Source organism: Sulfolobus islandicus Y.N.15.51 (assembly GCF_000022485.1).
Lineage (GTDB): Archaea > Thermoproteota > Thermoprotei_A > Sulfolobales > Sulfolobaceae > Saccharolobus > Saccharolobus islandicus.
The window spans coordinates 475,583-497,680 of sequence record NC_012623.1 but is presented as its reverse complement, the minus strand read 5'-3'; the positions used below and the strand labels follow the sequence as shown (position 1 = coordinate 497,680).

The window sequence follows — 22,098 nt, the reverse complement described above, 5'->3', positions numbered from 1 at the left end:
TCCTATTATGGAGAGAATAGGAGATTTACTTTCTAACCTTCCTACCGACTACGCTAAGGCACTAATTCAAATATTAACTGCCGATAATTGGAATAGACTGGATAGGGACGTTAACTTCTATCAGTTAGGTTTAGGTATAGGAAAGGTTGTAAGTAGAATTGATAAGGAGACGCTGAAAGCACTCGTTAAGTCGTGTGACTATTATCAAAGCTTATGTAGAGGAATAGCAAAAGGAATGGATGGGATTGAATTAGATAGGGATTTGATACTCTATTTGGGAAATTTAAGCCCAGTAATGGCAATGGAATTATTAGCAAATCTGGAACTTTACAAATATCCAGATATCATGAAGATATTGGCTGTTAACGTAGCCCAAATAAAGCATATCCCAAATGTGGGGAGTAATATTGCAAGGCAATTCGATAAATTACCTTTTGAGATTAGGAGGCAAATATTAGATATATTTAAGGATAACTCGATGTTTCTCTATGAGTTTTTACAATCAGTGAACCTAAACAAGGTAGATAATATTGAAAATTTTTTGAACAAAATTAAGGAAATTGACGAGATAATTGGTTATAGACTTTACGAGGTTAATGATAAAATGAAGGAAAAATTACTCAATTTTTCAAGTATTAGTGTAGGTATAGGGAAAGGCTTTCAAAACTTATCGTATCACTGGAAGAGGAAGGTCATAGAAAAGGTGAAAAAAGATAAGGAATTCGCTAAAGGCTTTCTGTCATCGATTGATCTTTCATTACTAGAGGACGAGTTCTTTGATATAATAATTAAAATAGGAGAGAGTGATTTAGAATTGTCTAAAGTTTTGGGTAGAAATTTCGGAAATTCCTTAGCGTATTTGACTGAGGATTTAAAGAGTCTTGCCTTTAATATAGCTCAAGGAAACCCCGATTTCGCACGTGGGTTTGGAGAGGGTATAAGCGAATCTTTGGGAAGCTTCATTGGTTTCATTAGGGGTAAGGCTTATGAATTAAAGAAGGAAGATCAAGATAGGGTTTTGGATTTAGCCTTATCTAACGATAACTTCGCCAATGGACTTCTAACTACTTTCAATGCAATATTCTTTTTCGACAATAAAGAGAAGGTATTAGAGTTAATGATTAAGCGTGAACAATATTTAAAATTATTTATAGAACAGATTGGGAGAAGGATAAACGACTTTGACTTGTTCAAACTTCTCTCTTTAAATAATAAGTTAACATCAGAACTAGGTAAAATATTATGCAGAAACTTCATTTACTTGAGTAAGAAAAATAGGGAAATTGTATTGGAGTGGTTATCAAAAAATAATGAATTGAAAGAGGGATTTTTACAGTGTTAATCCATTTCCTTCCCTTTAGTCTCTTTAAGTACAGCTAGCGCAATTAGTGATATAATGAAGTAAGCCGCGAACACCGCACCAAAGGCCCACCAATTTACTAAATATTTCTCTCCTACTAGATCGGCAACTATTATTGGAGCAAGTCCACCAGCAAATGGCGCTGCCATGTGGTAAGACAATCCGGTACCAGAATACCTATATTTTGTAGGGAAATTCTCAGCGAAGAAAGCCGGAATTATAGCGTAAGATCCTAGTACTGCTACTACCATGAGTGTTTGTGCTAACAATATTATTGAAAATGATTTTGAAAATAGCAGTAAAACGTATGGGAAGCTAAAGGCTAAGCCAAATCCAAACGCTATCATCATTCCTAATCTTCTCCCTATTTTATCGCTTAAAATTCCAAATAATACCGTTATGAATATGCCTATCAACGCAGAGACCGTTACGCTTAAGAGACCTAGACTCTTTGGGAAACCTATTCCAGCAAGAAAGGTTACTGAATAAACTGAATATAAGTAGAAGCCTGCATTCTGAGCTGCCCACGAAGCTGCCAGTAAGAGTATCTTACTCCAGTATTTCCTCCAAACTTCTATGGATGGTATTTTTGAAACTTCTCCTTTTTCTATGACTCTTTCAAATAATGGACTCTCCAGTAATGCTAGCCTTATAACTATACCTATGACAGCTGCAATGGCTCCAATCCAAAAAGCTATTCTCCATCCGTAATTCAACAAAGCTAGAGGTGAACTGCTAGGAAATGTTGCAAAAAGACCTAGTATCGCGGAAGCCCATAATAATCCTATGGGAACACCTTGTTGGACCCAGCTTCCCCAAAATGCTCTCCATCTTGATTTCGCAGCGTATTCAGTTAACCAGGTAGTTGCTCCTCCCCATTCACCACCAACACCAATTCCTTGTAGAATTCTACTGATTGTAGCTATTGTTAAGGCCAGAAAACCTATTTGTGAATATCCTGGTAGGAAACCTATAATCCCAGTTCCTATACCCATTAGTATTAAATCCCACAGCAATCCTGTTCTTCTACCTAATTTATCTCCTAAATGTCCAAATATCATCGCACCTACTGGCCTTGCCACAAATCCCACTGCATAGGTAGATAGGGATACTAGCAGAGCCGTTAGTGGATTGTATGATGGTGGGAAGAACAGTTTCGGAAATATTAGTGAGGCAGCATACCCATATAGGAAGAAATCGTACCACTCTATTGTAGTACCTAGGGAAGTACCTACAGCTACCTTAATTACTTGCCCAGTGCTTATTTCCCTTCCTCCCATAAGAAATTCTTTCTTCCCATTATTAATAAAGTTTACTATTTACTATAAATATGTAACTATACAAGATATATTTAAATTAATCTCTTGGAGATATAATTGAAAATAGGAAGGTATAGATCTAGTAGAATTTATTTATAATAAATAAAGTAGATTTAACTAGGAAGAATATTTTATCAGCTAGGAACTAATAAGGATTTAGTGAGTAAAGCTATCCCCATAAAAATCAAGCTATGTTTCTACAAAAATAAAGGATAGTAAGAATCTTTACTGGTAAAGCTATCTATTTAAATATTTCCTTAATGTATGCTTTGTGGAATTCTTCAGTTTTTCTCAATAGGAACGTATAGCTAAATTTTAACTCAACATAAGATTTAGAATTTATTTTACTTCTCCTAGCTTAAGATCTAAGAAAATTCAACTAATCCACAAAGCACTTAATGTATGATTATTCTGATGGAGAGAGTATGTCACAATACTCTAAAGAAGAAATAGATAGGGGTATCAAAAAGATATATGATACGGTTTTGAATACAAAAAATATAACCTCAAGATATATAGTAATTTTAGCATTAGCTAGTCTCTGGCTAGATGCCTATGACTTCGCAAGTATGACTTTTGGTACTGCATCCCTTAAGAGCACTTTCTCTTCTGTACCATCTGTTTTAATTTCCTTGGCTATAGGTGCAGTACAATTAGGTGCTATTATAGGTGCAGTGGTTGGCGGTTGGCTAAACGATCGTATTGGTAGGAGGAACATGTTCATACTTAACATGATATTATTTACGGGTATGGCAATCTTGGGAGGATTATCTACTAACATTTTAGAATTATCAATCTTTAGAGGCTTATTAGGTTTCGCTTTAGGGGCTGATACTGCAACAGGTTTTGCTTATATATTCGAGTATTTAGAGAAAAAACAGAGACTATTTTGGTCGAATCTATGGCAAATACAATGGTATATCATGTACGAGGTTACCATAGCTTTAATGGTAGTTCCATTCTTCTTTACAGTTCACTCATTGACATCTCCCTTATTATGGAGAATTATTATGATAGTTGGAGGTGTTCTAGCTTTAGTAATATTACTACTAAGAGGTAGGATTCCAGAATCGGTATTATGGTTAGCATACCAAGGTAGATTAGCTACTGCCAAGAAAATATTGAAACAGACCTACGGAATAGATTTGCCAGAGGTCCCAGACGTAGATTTGCAATTAAGGGCACCAGCTAGAGGAGTAAGGAGTGCCTTTAGTATATTTAGAGCGAGTAAATGGAGGGAGCTGGTCTATTCCTTTAACGGTAACTTTGAACAAGGATTCATATTCTATACATTTGGTTTTTATGTACCTTATATATTAGTAGCGCTAAAACTGGCTGGGCCACTTGCCTCAATAGTAGCTTCTGCATTCCTATATGCCGGAGGCGTAATAGGTGGCTATTTGACAGCATGGCTAACACCTAAAATTGGTACTAAATCACAATATGTAATAGGAGCAATAGGTGAGGGAATTTCAGTAGGGTTAATTGCACTTACGTATATTTATCACTTACCACTAATATATTTTGTAGTGTTCTCTTTCCTATTTTACTTCTTCCATGTCATAGGTCCAGCCAGTCAAGGGATGACATCCATAAATGCATTTTTTGGAGCCAAAGAAAGAGGTACTGCTGCGGGATGGGGATATTTCTGGGTAAAATTGGCTGCTTTTATAGGATTGCTAATAGGAATTGTTGGTATCACATATAACCCAGTTTCCTTGACATTAGGTTTGGCAATTTATGGTGTATTAACAGGAATAGTAGGGTTAATAATAGGTTATGATACAAGGACATACAAATTAGCAGATGTGGAAGAATTAGAAGAGAATCCACAATAGAGTGTACAGTAGTTAATTTTAATAATAATAAAAACTAAGTTATTTTTCTTCTTTTTTTAACTGGAGTTATGAGTGTCCCAATATTACTTATAGTTATTTCCACGATGTCCTCATCTTTAAGCCCCTTATCTCTTCCTGGAACGATTGCAGTACCTGTAGTTAGAATCGTCCCGTCCGGTATTGGGTTATCCCTAATTAAGTATTGTATTTGCTCCTCAATTTTCCTCCTCATCTTGTTTGTATTCACTGATCCCTCAAAAAACACTCTACCTTCCCTCACAATTTTCAAAGTGATATCAAGACTATATGGGTTCTTAATCTCATCGGAGGTAACAATAACTGGCCCAAAGGCACAACAACCAGCGTATATCTTAGACTGTGGTAAGTAGAGAGGATTTTCAGCCTCTAAATCTCTGGCAGAAACGTCGTCCATTATGGTATAGCCTAAGATTTTACCATTGGAGTCTAATACTACGGCCAATTCTGGCTCTGGAAGTGTCCACTCGGAATCGCTTCTCACCGCTATTGCCTCACCATGTCCCACGCATCTATTTGGAGTAGCCTTGAAGAATATCTCTGGTCTAACAGCATCATACACTTTTTCATAGATCGTCTTACCTAATATTTTTGCTACATTCTCTTCAGAATATCTCTCCCTGGCCATTTCGTACGATATTCCAGATCCCCAAACTTCTGGAGGGTCAATTGGTTTTGTTATTCTAATATCGTTAATCTGAAAGCTCTTTAGCAGAGACTGATAATCTATTCCAGTAACTCTATCTCCTAAGACTTCCTTATTTTCCGAATACCTCATCAGAGCTTTAATTGGATCTTCATCTAACCTTATTATTGTACTATTATCTAATATTGCATAACTTATATAATATCCTCTTTTTACAACTCTAAATAATTTCATCATGATAAAAATGCATTTAGCATATAATAAAGTTGGTAGTAAACATGTTAGCATACCAAAATAAAAACCATTAAGGTGATATAGTTAGTATGAAATCGTATCAGGGATTGGCTGACAAGTGGATTAAGGGCAGTGGGGAAGAATACCTTGATATTAATCCGGCTGATAAGGATCACGTATTAGCTAAGATAAGATTATATACAAAAGATGACGTTAAAGAAGCTATAAACAAGGCTGTAGCCAAATTCGACGAATGGTCAAGGACTCCAGCACCTAAAAGAGGCTCAATATTACTTAAGGCAGGGGAATTAATGGAACAAGAAGCCCAAGAGTTTGCGCTATTGATGACATTAGAGGAGGGTAAGACTCTCAAGGATAGTATGTTTGAAGTGACAAGAAGTTATAATTTACTGAAATTTTATGGAGCATTAGCATTTAAGATATCTGGGAAAACGCTTCCTTCAGCAGATCCTAATACTAGGATATTTACAGTAAAGGAACCTTTAGGCGTAGTAGCTTTAATTACGCCGTGGAATTTCCCATTATCAATACCAGTATGGAAATTGGCTCCAGCCTTGGCTGCGGGTAACACTGCAATAATAAAACCAGCGACGAAAACACCGTTAATGGTAGCCAAATTGGTAGAAGTATTGTCTAAAGCTGGATTGCCAGAGGGTGTCGTGAATTTAGTAGTTGGTAAGGGAAGTGAAGTCGGAGATACCATAGTAAGTGATGATAATATAGCTGCAGTATCATTTACTGGATCAACCGAGGTAGGTAAGAGAATTTACAAACTCGTAGGAAATAAAAATAGAATGACAAGAATTCAACTAGAGCTAGGAGGTAAAAACGCGTTATATGTGGATAAGAGCGCTGACTTAACGTTAGCTGCTGAATTAGCCGTAAGAGGAGGATTTGGACTAACTGGTCAATCATGTACTGCAACTAGTAGGTTAATAATTAACAAGGATGTATATACTCAATTTAAACAAAGACTACTAGAAAGAGTTAAGAAGTGGAGAGTAGGACCGGGTACTGAAGATGTTGATATGGGTCCAGTTGTAGATGAAGGTCAATTTAAGAAAGACTTAGAATATATAGAATACGGAAAGAATGTGGGAGCAAAACTAATTTATGGTGGAAATATAATACCAGGGAAGGGATATTTCCTAGAACCTACAATTTTCGAAGGAGTCACATCTGATATGAGGCTATTTAAAGAAGAGATTTTCGGTCCAGTACTTAGTGTCACTGAGGCAAAAGATTTAGATGAGGCTATAAGGCTAGTTAACGCTGTAGACTATGGACATACAGCTGGAATAGTCGCAAGCGATATCAAGGCGATTAACGAGTTCGTTAGTAGGGTAGAGGCAGGAGTTATAAAGGTTAATAAGCCAACAGTCGGACTGGAATTGCAAGCACCATTTGGTGGTTTTAAGAATTCTGGAGCCACTACGTGGAAAGAGATGGGAGAAGATGCTTTAGAGTTCTACCTTAAGGAGAAGACAGTATACGAAGGCTGGTAATTAATTCTTTTTTCTCATATCATCTTAATTCAAAGTTGCAAGTCAAGGTTTTTTATCATCTTGTCATACTATTTTATCACTATGAAAGGTTATTCTATAAATGTGGAGGAAGGTTATAAGAGAATCTTTGGAATAAACATATACTATAAGATGTATAGAGTAAAGGGTAGTAATGGGAATTTGGTCACTTTGCATGGCGGTCCTGGAGGTTCTCATGATTACCTAATACCTTTAGCTGACTTGTCAAATTACGGAATTAACGTCTTATTTTATGACCAATTTGGTTGCGGTAGGTCCGACGACCCTAAAGATACTTCTGATTATACCATAGATCACGGCTTAGAGGAATTAGAGGAACTTAGAAAGCAAGTTTTCGGCAATGATAAGATTGTATTATTGGGACACTCCTACGGTGGAGCGTTGGCAATAGCTTATGCACTTAAGTATCAACAGTTTTTAAGAGGTCTTATTGTAAGTAGTGGACTATCAAGTGTTCCCTATACCGTTAAAGAGATGAGGAGATTAATTGAGGAATTACCAGATAAGTACAAGACAATTATAAAGAGATATGAAAGTTTAGGTGATTTCAAAAACCCAGAATATTTAGATGCCGTAAACTTCTTCTATAGTCAACATCTATTGAGACTTAAGGAAATGCCGGAACCAGTTAAAAGGACTTTCCAGTACATAGAAAAAAGGAGGACGTATGAAATAATGAATGGTCCGAACGAGTTTACTATCATTGGAACAATAAAGGATTGGGACGTTACTGAGCAATTGTATAAAATAACTGTTCCTACTCTAATAACCGTGGGAAAATACGATGAAGTAACTGTTAATGTAGCTCAGCTTATTCATAAAAATATTAAGGGATCTAGACTTGTCATTTTCGAGAATAGCTCCCATATGGCCATGTGGGAGGAAAAGGATAAGTATCTTGAAGTTATAAAGGAGTTTATCGATCAAGTGTATTCACTTAATATGGTTAAGTGATTCCTTTTTATAATACTAATGAAGTTTTTCGTTAAAATCCAATAGCGAGTTAGTAATTGATACTATCACAATAATAATATAAATATATTTACGTCAGCAGATATATAAAGACTTGATGCATGTTTATAAAGTCAAGCTTGATATTAAGCACGGTTCGTGTTGGACTTATAAGACGTCTGATTTCAAAGTAAAGGCCAAGGTAATGTATCTCTTTCCACTGATAACTAAGAATTCAATTTTCGAAATAGCTGAGATTTACTCCAATGATAAAAACGAACTTTCAGATTTCATATCAACAATTAATATGAAGAGATGGCAATAATATAAAAGTAGCTAACATAGATAGACCAAGATCTAGCAAAGTGGCCTTATTGTATTATTTTAAAAATTTTGACAACTCGGTTACAAAAGTCATGATAGAAAATAACGCAGTCATAACAAACTTATCCATAAGTAATGGAATAGAGGAATGGTATGCGTATTTCTTTGGAGAAGAGGAAATTCTCTCAAATATATCGCACGGTCTGAAGAGAATAGACGTTAAGGTAGAAAATATTGATATGGAAAAAACTAAGGTAAATGATATAAAAATGATCTAGTTATAATTAACTCTTTAACTCCTACAGAAAGGGAGAGACTCACAACTGCAATTAGACTAGGGTTCTTCGAATACCCTAAAAGAGTCAGATTAGAAGAATTGGCTGAGATGTTTGGAGTAACTAAGGTAACTTTAGATAGGCATATAAGAAATGGGTTGAGGAAAATTTTGAGCCAGTTATTTATAAACTCCCAATAATTTGTTCTGAAATTTAAACGTCATTTTAATTAATTTTTGATGAGGTATGGTCTTCTAATACTTTCCTAGTCGCATTTAATCTCAATTACAAATGTTTAAATATATGTTGTAATCCTTGAAGTAACCCGTTGAATATAGCGCTTGGTGCAGTATATTAAAAGGGAAACAATTAACTTGGAGCTATAACTATGTTTGCAGACATTACAATATGTCTTCTTAGCTCCAAACTGCTAAGGTTTCCCTCATCTATTCGGAACTTAAGGAACAGTTGGAAGGCTCAAAGGCACCTTCCCATATATCCATAGCAATACGAAGATTTATAACTAAAAGTTTTGCTCCTTATGGCGAGGATAAATAGTGAAACGATATTTGTAAAGTCTAATGTTTTAATACCTTTCTCACGTTTTCTTCTTATATGCGTAAATTCTGTGATTTAAGCGGGAGAATAGCCATTGTAACTGGAGGTGCTAGTGGAATAGGAAGGGCCATAGCGTTCAAATTAGCGAGTCTGGGAGCTACCGTAGTTTTAGGGGTCGGACTTTCATTGAGGTTTCATGAATTTGTATTCAACCTCTCGTCCTCATTCCCCTTGTCCGGCTCCCCATGCCGTCTACGGGAGCGGTAGTTAAACCACTCCCCTCGAGGACATGGGGAGCCTCATCGAACCCATCCTCCCCCTCACATTGCTCATCGAGTTCACTGTAGGGCTCTCTTCTACATTTTAGTATGTAACTACAAAATTTATAAACTTTCATGAGAAGAGCTAGGAATGTTAAATGATATCAAATGACATAAAATTCACGGTTTATCTGAAACTATTGTCAACGGCGATGTGAAATTAGAGGAACTTAAAAACGTCGTGAATGAAATCACCCAACAGACAAGTTCTAAAGTCCTTCCCCTTTATGTAAATGTGGGGGATTTCAATTCAGCTAAGGAGTTCTATCAAAAAGCTACTGAGATCCTAGGAATAGATTACGTAGATATTTTAGTAAACAATGCGGGGATAAATAGGGACGCCTTATTTGTTAAGATGACTTTTGAACAGTGGGATGAGGTAATGAAAGTCGACCTATATAGTATGTTCAATATGACTAAACAAGTTGTTGATGGAATGATAAGAAGAAACTACGGAAGAATAATAAATATGTCGTCAATGAGTTGGTTGGGGAATATTGGACAAGCTAATTATTCAGCAGCTAAGGCTGGGGTTATAGGCTTCACGAAAACTCTAGCAAGGGAATTGGCTAAATATAACATCACCGTAAACGCCATAACTCCAGGTTTCATTGATACTCCAATGACGAGGGCAGTTCCAGAGAAGGTTAGACAAAAAATTATAGAGAGAATACCAATGGGTAGAGTTGGTAGTCCAGAAGAGGTAGCTAATCTAATAGCTTTCCTATCCTCTGAAGAAGCATCCTACATAACGGGAGAGGTAATAGGAGTTACCGGGGGTTTGGTGTTGTGATAACTGGTTTCGCCAGCAGTCTCTACAAAAAGTATGAAGGGTCAACCTTTGAATTATTAGCGGATACTGTATTTTCTGCATTAGAAATGGCAGGTTTAGACAAGAATTACGTAGATGGAATATATCTTACATATTTGCCAGGAACCTTCGACGGTTACGCTAATTCCCACTTTTTCACAAACCAAGTGGCCCAATATCTTGGAATAAGACCTAAATTCACTCAAATCTTTGATTATGGAGGAGCTTCAGCCTTAAGTATGATACACAGGGCATATAAGGCAATTAAGGCTGGAGAAGGTGAAACAATCTTATGTATAGTAGGCGGAAAAGCTACAGAACTGAGAAATAAGGGAGTTACCGTGGATGCAATAGATAAGGCATACCCTAACGTATCTCTAACACCATTTGATAGGCTTTTCAGAGGACTTAACGATCTAAACCCAGTATCAGATTACGCACTGGTAGCCAATAGGCATAAGTACCTCTTTAAAAGTACGGACGAACAAAGGGCCTTAATAGCAGTTAGGCAAAGGTTTAACGCAATGCAAAACAGTAAGGCCATGTTTAAAGATCCGCTAACTATAGAGCAAGTTTTGAAATCTCCACTAGTATCTTATCCTTTGCATCTTCTTGAGATAGTTTACCCTATAGATGGTTTTCACGTTTTTGTGGTAAGTAAGAGAGGCAGCAAGTCAGCCCTTACAAATATAGACATCTTGGGATATGGAGAGGCTCATTGGCCTTTTATGCCTACAGAGCTAGATGAGATAGTATATACTCCAGCTGTTGAGAGTTCTAAGGGATTATTAAATGGAAGGATAGACGCTTTTGAGCTTTACGATTCATTTACCATTACCGTTATGCTACAAGTTGAGGATATTGGCTTAGCGGAAAAGGGTAAGGGAGGTTCGTTCTTTGAAAATCATGATACCACATTCAAGGGTGATGTTCCCATTAATACTGGGGGTGGTAGTTTGAATACTGGTCAACCCGCTTACATGAGTGGTGGTGTTATTTTAGAAGAAGCTTTACTTCAATTAAACGATATGGCAGATGGCCATCAGGTTAAGGGTACTGACGTTGTATTCCTAAATGGAATTGGTGGGTGGAATAGGTCTCATTCGGTATCTTTAGTATTAGGTGAGAAGAAATGAGGTTAGAAGAAATATATTCCACTTATGATAAAATAGTACAGAGTGGATATTTACCATATATTAGATGCAGGAAGTGTATGAATACTTTCTTCTACGTTAGGAATTTGTGTCCTAAATGTGGATCAAGAGATTTAGAGGTTCTAAGAAGTAGTGGAATAGGTAAGGTTTTCTCGTGGACTAAGATATTTAGGAAAAACGATACTTCCATATACGGAATCGTGGAATTAGAGGAGGGATTTAAGATATATTGTAATTTCGCAAGTGATGTGGAGATAGGTGATAAAGTTAAGGTTAAAATTAACTCGTTGGAAGATGGTAAGTATAAAGTATTGGCATATAAGTTATAGTTAAATATATTCAAGTTTTATTATTATTTTATCTTTAAAATTAATTATATATAGATCCCCTTTTTCTGTTACTACATCGCATTCTAATCTTTCCTTAATGCACTTAATCCACATACCTTCAAAGTTAGTCCCCTCCTTTACTGTTGTCTTCGATATTGATTGGAAGGTATTGCTCTCAGAAAAATTTACTGCTTTCCTCACACTAACTTTAAATCTCTTAATTGAAGGATTTTGCAATATGTTTTTTATATCCTCAAATTTGAAACTCATTTCATTTCTACATTTCTTATAAGAGAATATAAAGCTTCTCTTGTTAACATTTTTACATTAATATCATTAATAGTCGTCTAAATTATAATTTCTATGCCTACAATTAACGTGTTAAATACGTTGCGAAGCTTATTCCCCATATTATTTCTGGATAAACTATCATCCTCTCCAAACCACCTGGCCCTAAAGATCCATAATCCTTAAGAATGAATAGAATTAGTGAAACTAATGTTGCTATACCCAGTATTCCCCAAAAGTAATTCCTCTTAATGGAAGTAACTAATGCACCTATCCCTCCGAAAAGAAAAGTTATTAATGAGGCAATCAAATGAGGTAGCCCAGTATTCTCCGGAAATATACCTACTAATGCTGCTCCTAGCCCTACTAAAAAGACTAATGGTGAGTAGTTTGCCCTTAGTAGTATTGAGGCTATTATGACTAGTATTCCCATTATGACTATGGATGTGTTGAATATTATTGCAGTTTTTCCAACTCCTAAGTCACTAATATAGTTATATTTGACTGAATAATTTGGGTATAAGATTTCCGATATTATAAAAAATAGTAAAAATTGTGATACACCCACTAATATGAGATAACCAGATACCTTAGTTCTATTTAACATCATCAGTATTTTTTGTACATTATTAAACTTAAATATTTATCTATTTTCAACTCTTAATTATAATCCCAAGACCTCCAGTCTCATTTGTTAGCTCATATAATTTTACCCCTTTCTGTTTAGTGAAATAATAAGGTGCTTCAGTGAAATCTAGGTTATCTATAAGCAATATTCCACCATTTCTCAAGTAATCCCAAGCAATATTCAGCTCAAAAGTTACGTTCTCAAACGTGTGCTCACTATCATGAAGAAAAATATCAACCTTACCTAACTTCTTTAATAGATCAAGTAAGATATCTCTGCTCCTTCCTATGTATAGCTTCCATTTACTCTTTAACTGTTCCGGGACTAGAAATCCTACTTGTTTTCCATTCTCTAAAGTCTCCCTTACATCAATGGAGTGTAGCGTACCTCTCTCCAGGGCAGAGAGGATTATTGTACTTGATACACCTGGACCAACGCCAGTTTCAATTACTATATCTGGATTGTAGTATTTTATTATCGAATAGAGGACATATCTCTTGGTTTCACTTAGCGCATATCTAAAACTATTCCCTAAAACCCGCTTAATCCCATTGTTTATTTCTTCAGCTTCATTCCAGTATTTGCTAAGATCCACGTTAAATATCTCCTTTAGAGCGTTTAATATCGATTCCGAGTTCTCCACACTGGTAAATATCTTTAGTGTTGATTATAAAGATAACTACTATTTATAACTTAAGATTCCCTTTTCCTCTCTACTAAGAAAGAGATTCCCATTCCTAAAAAGTATAGGCTCGATAGTGATAATCCTATTATTGTTTTCATAACGCCACCAGTTGTACCTGGTGATATTATCCATGCAATTATAAAGGATACCAGAACTCCCCATCTCCAATAATTCCTCCAAGTACTAGCCTTAACTATTCTTAGGTGAGCTAAACCAATCATTATCAGTGGCATCTCAAATGCTAGTCCTAACGACCCCATTAATAGGAAAGTTGTAGATATGAACGAACTTAAACTTATGGTAGGTTCTACGGCAGGACCTAAAGACTCGGTATAAAATGATATCATGTCAAACATTAAGGGGATTAGTATCAAAAACGCAAATAGAGAACCAGAGAAGAAAAGTAGAAATGCTGGAATCATGGTTAGCTTAAAGATTTTCTTTTCATGTTTATATAGTCCCGGAGCTAAAAAAGCCCAAGTTTCTCTAATTATGAGGGGAAGCGAGGTCAATAGTGCGAGGTAAAGTTAAACATAAAGCGACGCATATATTGGATCAAATAAGTTTATTATTATTATCTTAGTATTGGCTGGCAGTTCATGGTAAATAAAGAATTTGGTTACTTGTACTGCAATACTATCGTAAAATGACGGATAAGGAATTGGAATTTTTGAGATACTTATCCCAAGAAATGGTATTTGTAATGGATCTATATTAATCCATTCATAACCTGTCATGAAGTAAAAGAAGAACGAAATAGCTAATGCTGCTATAATTCTCCTTAGTCTTATTGCTAATTCTCTTAAATGATCTAATAATGGCTTTTCTTCGAAAAAACTCTTCTCTTCTTTACCTCTCTCCTTTGCTTTTTCTTCCACGTGGAATACCTCAGGCCTTCTTACTTTGCTTTAGTGCTTCTAATTGCTTTTGTAATTCTACTATTTTCTTCTCAAGTTCTTCTACACTTTCACTCCTCTCCCCCTTTTCAACTACATTGCTAGACATCATTTGTTGCATTTCCATTTCTGCTTCTAGTTGTCCCTTCTTGAACTCCCCCATTGATCTTCCTAAAGCTCTGAAAAGCTCTGGCATTTTAGATGATCCAAAGAAGAGTACAGCAATAACCACTAAGATTATAATTATATCAGTAGGATTATCTATCATAATTTACCCTCCCGCCCCACCCTTATGATCATATTTATTATTCATGATTAATAAATTTTCCTACGTACCGCTCCTAAACGACTCCCTTCTCTTTCTGAGGTTTTTAGTTGCAAAATAAGGTGAAATGGTTCTACTGGGAGGGAAGACATACTAAAATCATCCTTGTTAAACCTAACTTGTAAACATGAACACTTATTAGTTTCAGTTTAGATTTCTCTATATGCCAGCAAAATTAAATAGTCCCTCGAGATATCATGGCATATATAATGCTCCACACAGAGCGTTTCTAAGATCTGTAGGTTTAACGGATGAAGAGATAGGTAAACCATTGGTTGCCATAGCCACAGCATGGAGTGAGGCAGGCCCTTGTAACTTCCACACATTAGCTTTAGCAAGAGTAGCTAAGGAGGGGACAAAGGAAGCCGGTTTATCCCCATTAGCATTCCCAACCATGGTAGTTAACGATAACATTGGAATGGGATCTGAAGGAATGAGGTATAGTTTAGTTAGCAGGGATTTAATAGCAGATATGGTAGAGGCGCAATTTAATGCTCACGCGTTTGATGGACTAGTGGGCATAGGAGGGTGTGATAAGACAACGCCTGGTATACTAATGGCAATGGCTAGGTTAAACGTTCCCTCAATTTACATTTATGGCGGATCAGCAGAGCCAGGGTACTTTATGGGTAAAAGACTAACAATAGAGGATGTACATGAGGCAATAGGCGCATATTTAGCGAAGAGAATAACAGAAAATGAGTTATACGAAATAGAGAAAAGGGCACATCCGACATTGGGAACTTGCTCTGGATTATTTACAGCCAATACTATGGGCTCAATGTCGGAGGCATTAGGAATGGCATTGCCAGGTAGTGCATCACCAACCGCTACCTCATCTAGGAGAGTAATGTATGTGAAGGAGACTGGAAAAGCTTTAGGTAGTTTAATTGAAAACGGAATAAAGTCAAGGGAAATATTAACTTTTGAGGCCTTTGAGAACGCAATAACAACGCTAATGGCTATGGGTGGTTCAACAAACGCGGTATTACACCTATTGGCAATAGCCTATGAAGCAGGAGTGAAATTAACCTTAGATGATTTCAATAGGATATCTAAAAGAACACCATATATTGCAAGTATGAAACCTGGTGGAGATTACGTGATGGCTGATTTGGACGAAGTTGGAGGTGTCCCAGTAGTCTTAAAGAAACTACTAGACGCTGGTCTACTTCATGGTGACGTTTTAACAGTTACTGGAAAGACTATGAAGCAAAACCTTGAGCAATACAAGTATCCTAATGTACCTCACAGTCATATAGTTAGGGATGTTAAGAATCCGATTAAGCCTAGAGGAGGAATAGTTATATTGAAGGGATCGTTAGCCCCAGAAGGTGCCGTAATTAAGGTAGCCGCAACTAACGTTGTTAAATTTGAAGGAAAGGCTAAGGTGTATAATTCCGAGGACGACGCTTTTAAGGGAGTTCAAAGTGGCGAAGTTAGTGAGGGTGAAGTTGTAATTATAAGATATGAAGGACCTAAGGGAGCTCCAGGTATGCCAGAAATGCTGAGAGTTACAGCGGCAATCATGGGTGCGGGTTTGAATAACGTTGCCTTAGTTACTGATGGTAGATTTTCCGGAGCCACTAGGGGACCTATGGTAGGCCATGTAGCTCCAGAGGCAATGGTAGGTGGTCCTATCGCAATAGTTGAAGATGGAGATACTATAGTGATTGATGTGGAGAGCGAAAGACTTGACTTGAAGCTATCCGAGGAGGAGATAAAGAATAGACTGAAAAGATGGTCTCCTCCATCTCCAAGATACAAGTCTGGTCTATTGGCTAAATACGCCTCCTTGGTCTCCCAGGCGTCAATGGGGGCTGTGACTAGACCAGCTTAATTTTTTATTTAATTCTTCTAATTCTCCTTTATGTATGAAGACATTTGGGCAATTGAACACGCAATAAGCTTACTGGATTGGGATATCCAAACTTACATGCCCCAATCTGGGATTAAGGCTAGGGGAGAGGCTTTAGCCAGGCTAAGTAACTTAAGGAGGAAATTGTCGTTAGGCATTAGAGGCGAGATAGAAAAGTTAGAGCCAAAAAGTGATATTGAAAAGGGTTTAAAAAGAGTTTTAGATAGAGAATATAAGTACTATGACGCTGTGCCAGAAGAGTTGGATATGAAACTTCATAGAATAACATCTGAAGCTACTGTAGTTTGGAGAAACGCTAAAGCTAAAGGCGATTTTAACGCATTCAAACCTTATTTAGAGCAAATACTTGAGATTAAGAGAGAGATAGCACATAAGCTAGGGTATAAGGATCATCCATATAGTGCACTTTTAGATAGGTATGAAGAAGGGTTTACTGTCACCGATGCTGAAAGGGTATTCAACGAGTTATTACCCGGTTTGTCTAAGATTCTCAATAAGATCGATGATAAGTTTACTAGAAAATATCATTTTGAGGATGAAAAATATGATGTTTTTCAGATGAGTAAAACCATAGAGGCAATAGCTTATGAGGTACTAAAGATGCCTAAGGATAGATTTAGAATAGACGTTTCTCCTCATCCTTTCACAGTATCAATGAGTAGAAATGATGTTAGAATAACAGTAAGGTATGAAGGATATGATTTCAAGAGAGTTCTTTATTCTCTAGTGCACGAGAGCGGGCATGCAATATATGAGTTACAAATAGATCCGAGTCTAGAATACTCTCCTTTAGCAAATGCTCCTTCCATGGGCCTTCATGAGTCGCAATCGAGATTCTGGGAAAACGTAGTAGGAAGGAGTTATGGCTTTATTAAAACCATTTATCCCTTGCTAAACGTTAAGGATAGCATTGATGATGTATATTACTATGTTAATGGCGTTAAGAGGCAACCAATTAGGGTTGACGCTGATGAAGTTACTTATAACTTTCATATTGCAATCAGATACGAGATAGAGAAGAGGGCAATAGAGGGTAGTTTAGAAGCTAGCGAATTCCCCTCACTATTTAATGATTTGATGGACAAATATCTAAATATAAGGCCTAAGAATGATGGAGAGGGAGTATTACAAGACGTTCATTGGAGTCAAGGCTCTTTTGGTTACTTCCCTACTTATACATTGGGAAATGTGATAGCTGGTATGGTATACTACCACATGAAGAGTGAGAGAGGTTTCGATATTAGTAATATAGAGGGGATAAAGAATTGGCTAAGAGAGAGAATTCATAAATACGGATCAATATATTCACCAAAGGAGTTACAAATGAGGTCATTTGGTGAGGCATATAACCCATCTAGGCTATTAGATTATATGAGAGAGAAATATAATGCGTGATGTGAAATCTCTCTCTAAATGGTGAAGAACTGGGTCCTTTCTGACAAAAATATTTTTTTACCTTATATCTCCCTTTTTAGTCTATCTTATTTTTAGTCATCTTGTTCGTTATCGTCATCATGATGTTTCTTTCCATGCTCTGCCGTCTGGGTTTGTTGTGCTTGTTGCTCTCCTCCATATTTCACCATTAAGAATGGAATATTACTAACTGACTTTGCCTCAGGATTTTGTGATACCACATAAGATATCTTAATGTTTACCGTATAGGTACCCTTGCTAAGGTATAATGTATAGTGCTCCGTTCCGTGAAGTGACAACGTAAAGGTATAATTAGCAATGTGAATTGTAACGTTAAATTCAGAGAATACGTTTCCTAATACATCTTCTTTTAATTTTATGGTATAAGTACCATTAGCCGAAACAGTAAGAGTAGCGTTTTCCGTTAATGTACCTTTTTGTCCCGCAGTTAAATTCCCTAAATTGAATGAGGCTAAGGTAGTTTGTATAGTCGGTGAGGTCACATTGTAACTTATAGTTCCTAAACTTCCGCTTATTTCCTCTCCAATTACTACACCGCCTACTAATATCGTGCTTAATAATACACCGAGCAGGAGTAGCTTATTCATCTTTTCACCTACATATTCTCTTATAAGTTCATCCTTTTAAGGGAGGCGTTCCGGAACAGTGAAACAGCTATTTCTTATCGCTCCTTACCACGTACCTAATCTTACCTTCCTCTCTTATCTCCTCTATATATCCCAACTTAACTAACTTCTTAACTCTCCTATATGCAGTAGATTTAGGTAAACCAGTCTGTCTCACAATATCAGCTAATGTATTTGTACCCATTTTTATTGCCTCTAACACAATAGTATCCCTTTCATCCAACACCTCTGGAACGAAATCTACTGTTTCCTCTTCTTTCAAAACCCTAACATTTCCTCTCCTTAGCAAGAATATGATTAGTGAAACTAGTACTGCATCGCTACTTATTAAACCACCTATTATCATAGGAATCTCCAATTCATTTTGTGCTGTAGTAACATGGGAAGAAAGCGTATAGAGCAATATGACGCTATTTACGTTTGCAAAAGTAACATTATAATAATCGCTCATTACATTAAAGCTGTAGGGCTGTGGAGAAATGTAATTAATAGAGGAGTTAAGAGGTAGATAAATATTGATTGTAGCGTTATATGGCTCATTAATTTGGATAACTCCTCTAGGTAGTATGGCATTGTAGTAAATGAAAACAGTAGTATTACTGGGAGTGAGATATAATGTATTTCCGGACAAGTTATATTTGGCTCCAATGATCTTAAGGTTCGTTATATTATGCCCTATCAGGACGAATTGATTAACGTTACCAGTAAGTTCAGCCTCTACAGTACCGTTATAATAAATATTTAAGATTGAAGAGTGTGAAATAATGACTGGGACTGTTATCAATGGTAAGAGCAATAATAGCAAAATCTTCATCAAACTTAACTAAATATTAACCAGTTTATTAGCTTAGCGATTTCTAAATATTGGGTTGTTCAACTTCTCCTTGTCGTTAGGAATTATGCCTTTATCTTATTTTCTATAATTAAAGAAGCATAGGTTCTAAGATCTCCCTTAGAATTCAATTATAATTAAAACTCTTAAAAATATTTTTAAGAGTTTTATGGCTATATGAATCCTTTGCAATAACTATAATGAAATGACTTTTAGTATAGTATTATCTAAAAATAATTGAAGATAATTAGAATCCTGATGCGATAATAATTTGGTATACGTCCTTATATCTCACTTGATCTCCAAAAAGTCCGTTCACGCATCCTTTGCGAATTCAGTTTATTTAAAGAATCGTAATGAATTTAATCAAATACCACCCCACTGACTAGGTGGAGATCCACGCTCAGCAGTTTACTTTGTTATCTCCATCTTATTCATGAATTACAATTCGCAAAAGAGACCTGAATCGCCCCTCCAGAAGATGCAATTTACTTTTAACTATTCGCTTCAAGTTTTATGAAAAGGTTTATGATATTAGGTAATTCATGTAGCTCGTGTAGGTTACTTAATTTGCTATACTTTGACGTAAATGCGTCATTCTAAAGTGTATTGTTTCACTGTTTCATGGAACCAAGGTTTATATGGAATATTCAACCAATTACAAATCGTGGATAGACAAACACTCTTGGTAGGTTTGGTAATTATTACCTTAATTGTAAATGTAATTTTAGGTGTAGAACTTTATTATACACTACACAATAGACCTACTCAGCCAGTAGGTGGAATTCCAATAAATGTCTCCACAGTGCAAATTATCTCTCCGTCTAGTTCAACCACAACTAACACGACATCTGGAGCAACTTCAACTATCACTACAACTCAGTCCTCTACTACTAATTCTGGATCTTCAACTACTACTAAACAGCCTCAGACCTATTCATTTTCATTTAAGGCTGAATTTAAGATACACGTTAAAGAACATGGAATATACATTGTTGGTATCAAGCCTAATATAACGTTTTCTCAATTATATGTTATTCTCTATTTTGAAGATGGTCAAGTCGTAACGTTAAATCTTAACCAAACCTATGTAAATGTAACTATAAAGGAGGATGATGTTAAGGTAACTGCTTATATTTATGGTAAGAGTTATGAGAATTTGACGCCACAACAAATACTTAACGATATAGGTCTTTACTTTAAATTTATAGGAAACTCCACTAACAGCAACAGTAATGAAAACTCAGATGAGTTTATATTAGTTCGTGATATAAATCTAGTGAAGAAATTATTTGAAATTCAACCCGTTTCATGAAGCGGAACGATTTAACCCTTATATAGGGGAAACGTCCTACTATCTCACATGAAATGGCTAGTCCTCCTACTTCCCCTCTTAACGGTTTTCGCAACAATTCTAATTTCAGCTAGTTCAAGTCCTACAATACACGTGTATTATCAAAGATATGATAGTGTATACAGAGCCTCCGGTATTAATGGTCCATTAAGTGCAAGTACAGTAACTTATACTGTAAGTTCAGCTACATACAATACAACCCTAAGTGACGGCAAAACGTTTAAGGTAACGTACAATAGAACAGTTTACACTTTATTATTTGCTTCTTCTCCAGAAAAATTTGAGGGATATGTTAACGTATCAGCTTATACTAATAACACCATTACGATAAAAACTGACTTACCTGATTTAATAAGAATAGTGATAATGAGTGCAAATGAGACAGAATTGATATGGGCTGGTTTTAATGCTACTGATATTAACGCTTATGCATATATTAATGGAACAAGTGAAGTTATGCTTCAATTCGCAAACGGTTCCACAATAGCTAATGCAACATTGGCAATTAATAAAGAAAATGTAAGTATAAGCAATAAAATAAGCCTATACTTATTCCCGGTAACATCTGTAGAGGCTAAAGTATCGGTTAGTGGAGAGCTAACTGCTACAGCGCAAATACCAAGGAGATATTCTCCATTACTGGTCAGTATTAACTATAATGGGACAGAAAGCAACGCAACTGTTAATGGATATAAGGTTACTACAGCGTACTTTAATGGCACACTGACTCCTGCCTTATTTTGGAAAGGAGAAGGCTTAGTTCCAGTAATGTCAGGTAAGGGAAACATACGTGCAGATTTTGAGACGATAGAATTTTATGGAGTAAATGGTACAATTCTAGGATATATACACATTTCGAGTATTGTTGGAAATCTAGAGATGATTCCAGTTAAGATTGGACTTAATTATAACATCGCATTTACTGAACTTAAGATAGTTACGGTAAGTGGAGTAAAACAAGTACATGCCAACTTTATGGGTTACACTTACATTAATGGAGTCCCAGTAATGATAGTAGGAAACGATGAAGGTAATATAACGTCAACTGCAATCGTTAACATTTCTCATTTAGTCATAGTGAATAATCATAAAGGCGTGCTAGCGGAAATAACGTTAAATTCAACGTCAAAATTCGTAGTATTAACAGAAGCCAATACTACTCATAATGTTAGTGTAACACTTCCGCTATTGGTAAACGTTACCAATGTGCATTTAAACGGTAACGTTCATGTGGCACAGAAGGTCGTAGTCAACGTGTCTTCACAATACATCCTATTCAACGTTACGACGCTTAATAATGGTTCCATAATTGGCGTCTATAAGGTAGAGAATGATACATTAGTTAAATTAAACTCTTCCAATTACTTCATCATAAATGGAAAACTGGAAATATTTGACGATCCATCTTCAACATATTAGGGGCTACCAGTT

The 22,098-nt window shown here is 36.1% G+C and carries 22 protein-coding genes and 2 pseudogenes; 15 read left to right on the top strand and 9 right to left on the bottom strand.

What is annotated here, in order from left to right:
* The first annotated feature begins 7 nt into the window (after nt 1-7).
* A complete protein-coding gene (locus YN1551_RS02580; protein ID WP_012716582.1) occupies nt 8-1,342 on the top strand; it encodes a hypothetical protein in 1,335 nt (444 codons plus the stop codon).
* Here YN1551_RS02580 and YN1551_RS02575 read toward each other — a convergent pair.
* Entirely contained in the window at nt 1,339-2,640 is a 1,302-nt protein-coding gene (locus YN1551_RS02575; RefSeq protein WP_012712201.1) for an MFS transporter, read from the bottom strand. The two genes, YN1551_RS02580 and YN1551_RS02575, sit on opposite strands and share 4 nt — an antisense overlap.
* Nucleotides 2,641-3,104: 464 nt before the next feature.
* On the opposite strand from YN1551_RS02575, the gene YN1551_RS02570 reads away from it, so the two are divergent.
* Nucleotides 3,105-4,517 (top strand): MFS transporter, encoded by a 1,413-nt coding sequence (locus YN1551_RS02570; RefSeq protein WP_187146884.1) that lies wholly within the window; start codon nt 3,105-3,107, stop codon nt 4,515-4,517.
* A gap of 34 nt (nt 4,518-4,551) precedes the next feature.
* Here the strand turns inward: YN1551_RS02570 and YN1551_RS02565 are convergent, their stop codons facing one another.
* Nucleotides 4,552-5,436, bottom strand: coding sequence for a fumarylacetoacetate hydrolase family protein (locus tag YN1551_RS02565; protein WP_009990945.1), 885 nt, complete (start codon nt 5,434-5,436; stop codon nt 4,552-4,554).
* 86 nt (nt 5,437-5,522) lie between these two features.
* On the opposite strand from YN1551_RS02565, the gene aldhT reads away from it, so the two are divergent.
* From aldhT to YN1551_RS02530, 9 genes are all read left to right on the top strand, one after another.
* The gene (gene aldhT, locus YN1551_RS02560; protein ID WP_012717140.1) at nt 5,523-6,959 is read left to right on the top strand and encodes a 2,5-dioxopentanoate dehydrogenase; all 1,437 of its coding nucleotides are present in this window, start codon (nt 5,523-5,525) and stop codon (nt 6,957-6,959) included.
* Nucleotides 6,960-7,040: 81 nt separating this feature from the next.
* On the top strand, nt 7,041-7,952 hold the full coding sequence (gene pip / locus YN1551_RS02555) for a proline iminopeptidase (protein ID WP_012717139.1): 912 nt from the start codon (nt 7,041-7,043) through the stop codon (nt 7,950-7,952).
* Between the two features lie 115 nt (nt 7,953-8,067).
* Entirely contained in the window at nt 8,068-8,274 is a 207-nt protein-coding gene (locus YN1551_RS17365) for a hypothetical protein (RefSeq protein WP_238527869.1), read from the top strand.
* A gap of 40 nt (nt 8,275-8,314) precedes the next feature.
* Nucleotides 8,315-8,551 (top strand): hypothetical protein, encoded by a 237-nt coding sequence (locus YN1551_RS17360; RefSeq protein WP_012716585.1) that lies wholly within the window; start codon nt 8,315-8,317, stop codon nt 8,549-8,551.
* A gap of 2 nt (nt 8,552-8,553) precedes the next feature.
* Entirely contained in the window at nt 8,554-8,748 is a 195-nt protein-coding gene (locus YN1551_RS17355) for a helix-turn-helix domain-containing protein (RefSeq protein ID WP_338054703.1), read from the top strand.
* A 415-nt stretch (nt 8,749-9,163) separates the two neighbouring features.
* Nucleotides 9,164-9,373: an SDR family NAD(P)-dependent oxidoreductase gene (locus YN1551_RS18050; protein WP_080513563.1), complete on the top strand. Its 210-nt coding sequence runs from the start codon at nt 9,164-9,166 to the stop codon at nt 9,371-9,373.
* A 171-nt stretch (nt 9,374-9,544) separates the two neighbouring features.
* Nucleotides 9,545-10,219: an SDR family oxidoreductase gene (locus YN1551_RS02540; protein ID WP_048052270.1), complete on the top strand. Its 675-nt coding sequence runs from the start codon at nt 9,545-9,547 to the stop codon at nt 10,217-10,219.
* A complete protein-coding gene (locus tag YN1551_RS02535) occupies nt 10,216-11,373 on the top strand; it encodes a thiolase family protein (protein WP_012717137.1) in 1,158 nt (385 codons plus the stop codon). The genes YN1551_RS02540 and YN1551_RS02535 overlap by 4 nt, the downstream gene beginning before the upstream one ends.
* A complete protein-coding gene (locus tag YN1551_RS02530; protein WP_009990935.1) occupies nt 11,370-11,720 on the top strand; it encodes a Zn-ribbon domain-containing OB-fold protein in 351 nt (116 codons plus the stop codon). Before YN1551_RS02535 ends, YN1551_RS02530 begins: the two co-directional genes overlap by 4 nt.
* Here the strand turns inward: YN1551_RS02530 and YN1551_RS02525 are convergent, their stop codons facing one another.
* From YN1551_RS02525 to tatA, 5 genes and pseudogenes are all read right to left on the bottom strand, one after another.
* Nucleotides 11,721-11,990 (bottom strand): hypothetical protein, encoded by a 270-nt coding sequence (locus YN1551_RS02525; RefSeq protein ID WP_012717136.1) that lies wholly within the window; start codon nt 11,988-11,990, stop codon nt 11,721-11,723.
* Between the two features lie 103 nt (nt 11,991-12,093).
* Complete coding sequence (locus YN1551_RS02520; protein WP_012716586.1) at nt 12,094-12,618, bottom strand: DUF998 domain-containing protein; 525 nt, start codon at nt 12,616-12,618, stop codon at nt 12,094-12,096.
* A gap of 43 nt (nt 12,619-12,661) precedes the next feature.
* Complete coding sequence (locus YN1551_RS02515) at nt 12,662-13,279, bottom strand: class I SAM-dependent methyltransferase (RefSeq protein WP_012716587.1); 618 nt, start codon at nt 13,277-13,279, stop codon at nt 12,662-12,664.
* 50 nt (nt 13,280-13,329) lie between these two features.
* A pseudogene (tatC, locus tag YN1551_RS02510) lies at nt 13,330-14,199 on the bottom strand (twin-arginine translocase subunit TatC).
* Nucleotides 14,200-14,209: 10 nt separating this feature from the next.
* On the bottom strand, nt 14,210-14,485 hold the full coding sequence (tatA, locus tag YN1551_RS02505; protein ID WP_009990928.1) for a twin-arginine translocase TatA/TatE family subunit: 276 nt from the start codon (nt 14,483-14,485) through the stop codon (nt 14,210-14,212).
* A gap of 220 nt (nt 14,486-14,705) precedes the next feature.
* On the opposite strand from tatA, the gene ilvD reads away from it, so the two are divergent.
* Together ilvD and YN1551_RS02495 are read left to right on the top strand one after the other, a co-directional pair.
* A complete protein-coding gene (gene ilvD, locus YN1551_RS02500) occupies nt 14,706-16,382 on the top strand; it encodes a dihydroxy-acid dehydratase (protein WP_009990927.1) in 1,677 nt (558 codons plus the stop codon).
* 30 nt (nt 16,383-16,412) lie between these two features.
* Complete coding sequence (locus tag YN1551_RS02495) at nt 16,413-17,816, top strand: carboxypeptidase M32 (RefSeq protein ID WP_012717135.1); 1,404 nt, start codon at nt 16,413-16,415, stop codon at nt 17,814-17,816.
* Between the two features lie 92 nt (nt 17,817-17,908).
* On the opposite strand, the gene YN1551_RS02490 is transcribed toward YN1551_RS02495, so the two are convergent.
* Together YN1551_RS02490 and YN1551_RS02485 are read right to left on the bottom strand one after the other, a co-directional pair.
* Nucleotides 17,909-18,442, bottom strand: a complete 534-nt coding sequence (locus YN1551_RS02490; protein ID WP_012717134.1) for a hypothetical protein — start codon at nt 18,440-18,442, stop codon at nt 17,909-17,911.
* Between the two features lie 67 nt (nt 18,443-18,509).
* Nucleotides 18,510-19,295, bottom strand: coding sequence for a helix-turn-helix transcriptional regulator (locus YN1551_RS02485; RefSeq protein ID WP_012716593.1), 786 nt, complete (start codon nt 19,293-19,295; stop codon nt 18,510-18,512).
* 607 nt (nt 19,296-19,902) lie between these two features.
* On the opposite strand from YN1551_RS02485, the gene YN1551_RS02480 reads away from it, so the two are divergent.
* Both YN1551_RS02480 and YN1551_RS02475 read left to right on the top strand, forming a co-directional pair.
* Nucleotides 19,903-20,628, top strand: a complete 726-nt coding sequence (locus YN1551_RS02480) for a hypothetical protein (protein ID WP_012714310.1) — start codon at nt 19,903-19,905, stop codon at nt 20,626-20,628.
* Between the two features lie 48 nt (nt 20,629-20,676).
* Nucleotides 20,677-22,083: pseudogene (locus YN1551_RS02475) on the top strand (hypothetical protein); the annotation flags it as partial.
* Nucleotides 22,084-22,098 lie beyond the last annotated feature (15 nt).

What these genes read in the sequence shown, in the direction of transcription:
- YN1551_RS02580 (WP_012716582.1), top strand. Translation starts at nt 8, where the DNA reads ATGGAGAGAATAGGAGATTTACTTTCTAACCTTCCTACCGACTACGCT.
- YN1551_RS02575 (WP_012712201.1), bottom strand. Translation starts at nt 2,640, where the DNA reads ATGGGAGGAAGGGAAATAAGCACTGGGCAAGTAATTAAGGTAGCTGTA.
- YN1551_RS02570 (WP_187146884.1), top strand. Translation starts at nt 3,105, where the DNA reads ATGTCACAATACTCTAAAGAAGAAATAGATAGGGGTATCAAAAAGATA.
- YN1551_RS02565 (WP_009990945.1), bottom strand. Translation starts at nt 5,436, where the DNA reads ATGATGAAATTATTTAGAGTTGTAAAAAGAGGATATTATATAAGTTAT.
- aldhT (WP_012717140.1), top strand. Translation starts at nt 5,523, where the DNA reads ATGAAATCGTATCAGGGATTGGCTGACAAGTGGATTAAGGGCAGTGGG.
- pip (WP_012717139.1), top strand. Translation starts at nt 7,041, where the DNA reads ATGAAAGGTTATTCTATAAATGTGGAGGAAGGTTATAAGAGAATCTTT.
- YN1551_RS17365 (WP_238527869.1), top strand. Translation starts at nt 8,068, where the DNA reads ATGCATGTTTATAAAGTCAAGCTTGATATTAAGCACGGTTCGTGTTGG.
- YN1551_RS18050 (WP_080513563.1), top strand. Translation starts at nt 9,164, where the DNA reads ATGCGTAAATTCTGTGATTTAAGCGGGAGAATAGCCATTGTAACTGGA.
- YN1551_RS02530 (WP_009990935.1), top strand. Translation starts at nt 11,370, where the DNA reads ATGAGGTTAGAAGAAATATATTCCACTTATGATAAAATAGTACAGAGT.
- YN1551_RS02525 (WP_012717136.1), bottom strand. Translation starts at nt 11,990, where the DNA reads ATGAGTTTCAAATTTGAGGATATAAAAAACATATTGCAAAATCCTTCA.
- YN1551_RS02520 (WP_012716586.1), bottom strand. Translation starts at nt 12,618, where the DNA reads ATGATGTTAAATAGAACTAAGGTATCTGGTTATCTCATATTAGTGGGT.
- tatA (WP_009990928.1), bottom strand. Translation starts at nt 14,485, where the DNA reads ATGATAGATAATCCTACTGATATAATTATAATCTTAGTGGTTATTGCT.
- ilvD (WP_009990927.1), top strand. Translation starts at nt 14,706, where the DNA reads ATGCCAGCAAAATTAAATAGTCCCTCGAGATATCATGGCATATATAAT.
- YN1551_RS02495 (WP_012717135.1), top strand. Translation starts at nt 16,413, where the DNA reads ATGTATGAAGACATTTGGGCAATTGAACACGCAATAAGCTTACTGGAT.
- YN1551_RS02490 (WP_012717134.1), bottom strand. Translation starts at nt 18,442, where the DNA reads ATGAATAAGCTACTCCTGCTCGGTGTATTATTAAGCACGATATTAGTA.
- YN1551_RS02485 (WP_012716593.1), bottom strand. Translation starts at nt 19,295, where the DNA reads ATGAAGATTTTGCTATTATTGCTCTTACCATTGATAACAGTCCCAGTC.
- YN1551_RS02480 (WP_012714310.1), top strand. Translation starts at nt 19,903, where the DNA reads ATGCGTCATTCTAAAGTGTATTGTTTCACTGTTTCATGGAACCAAGGT.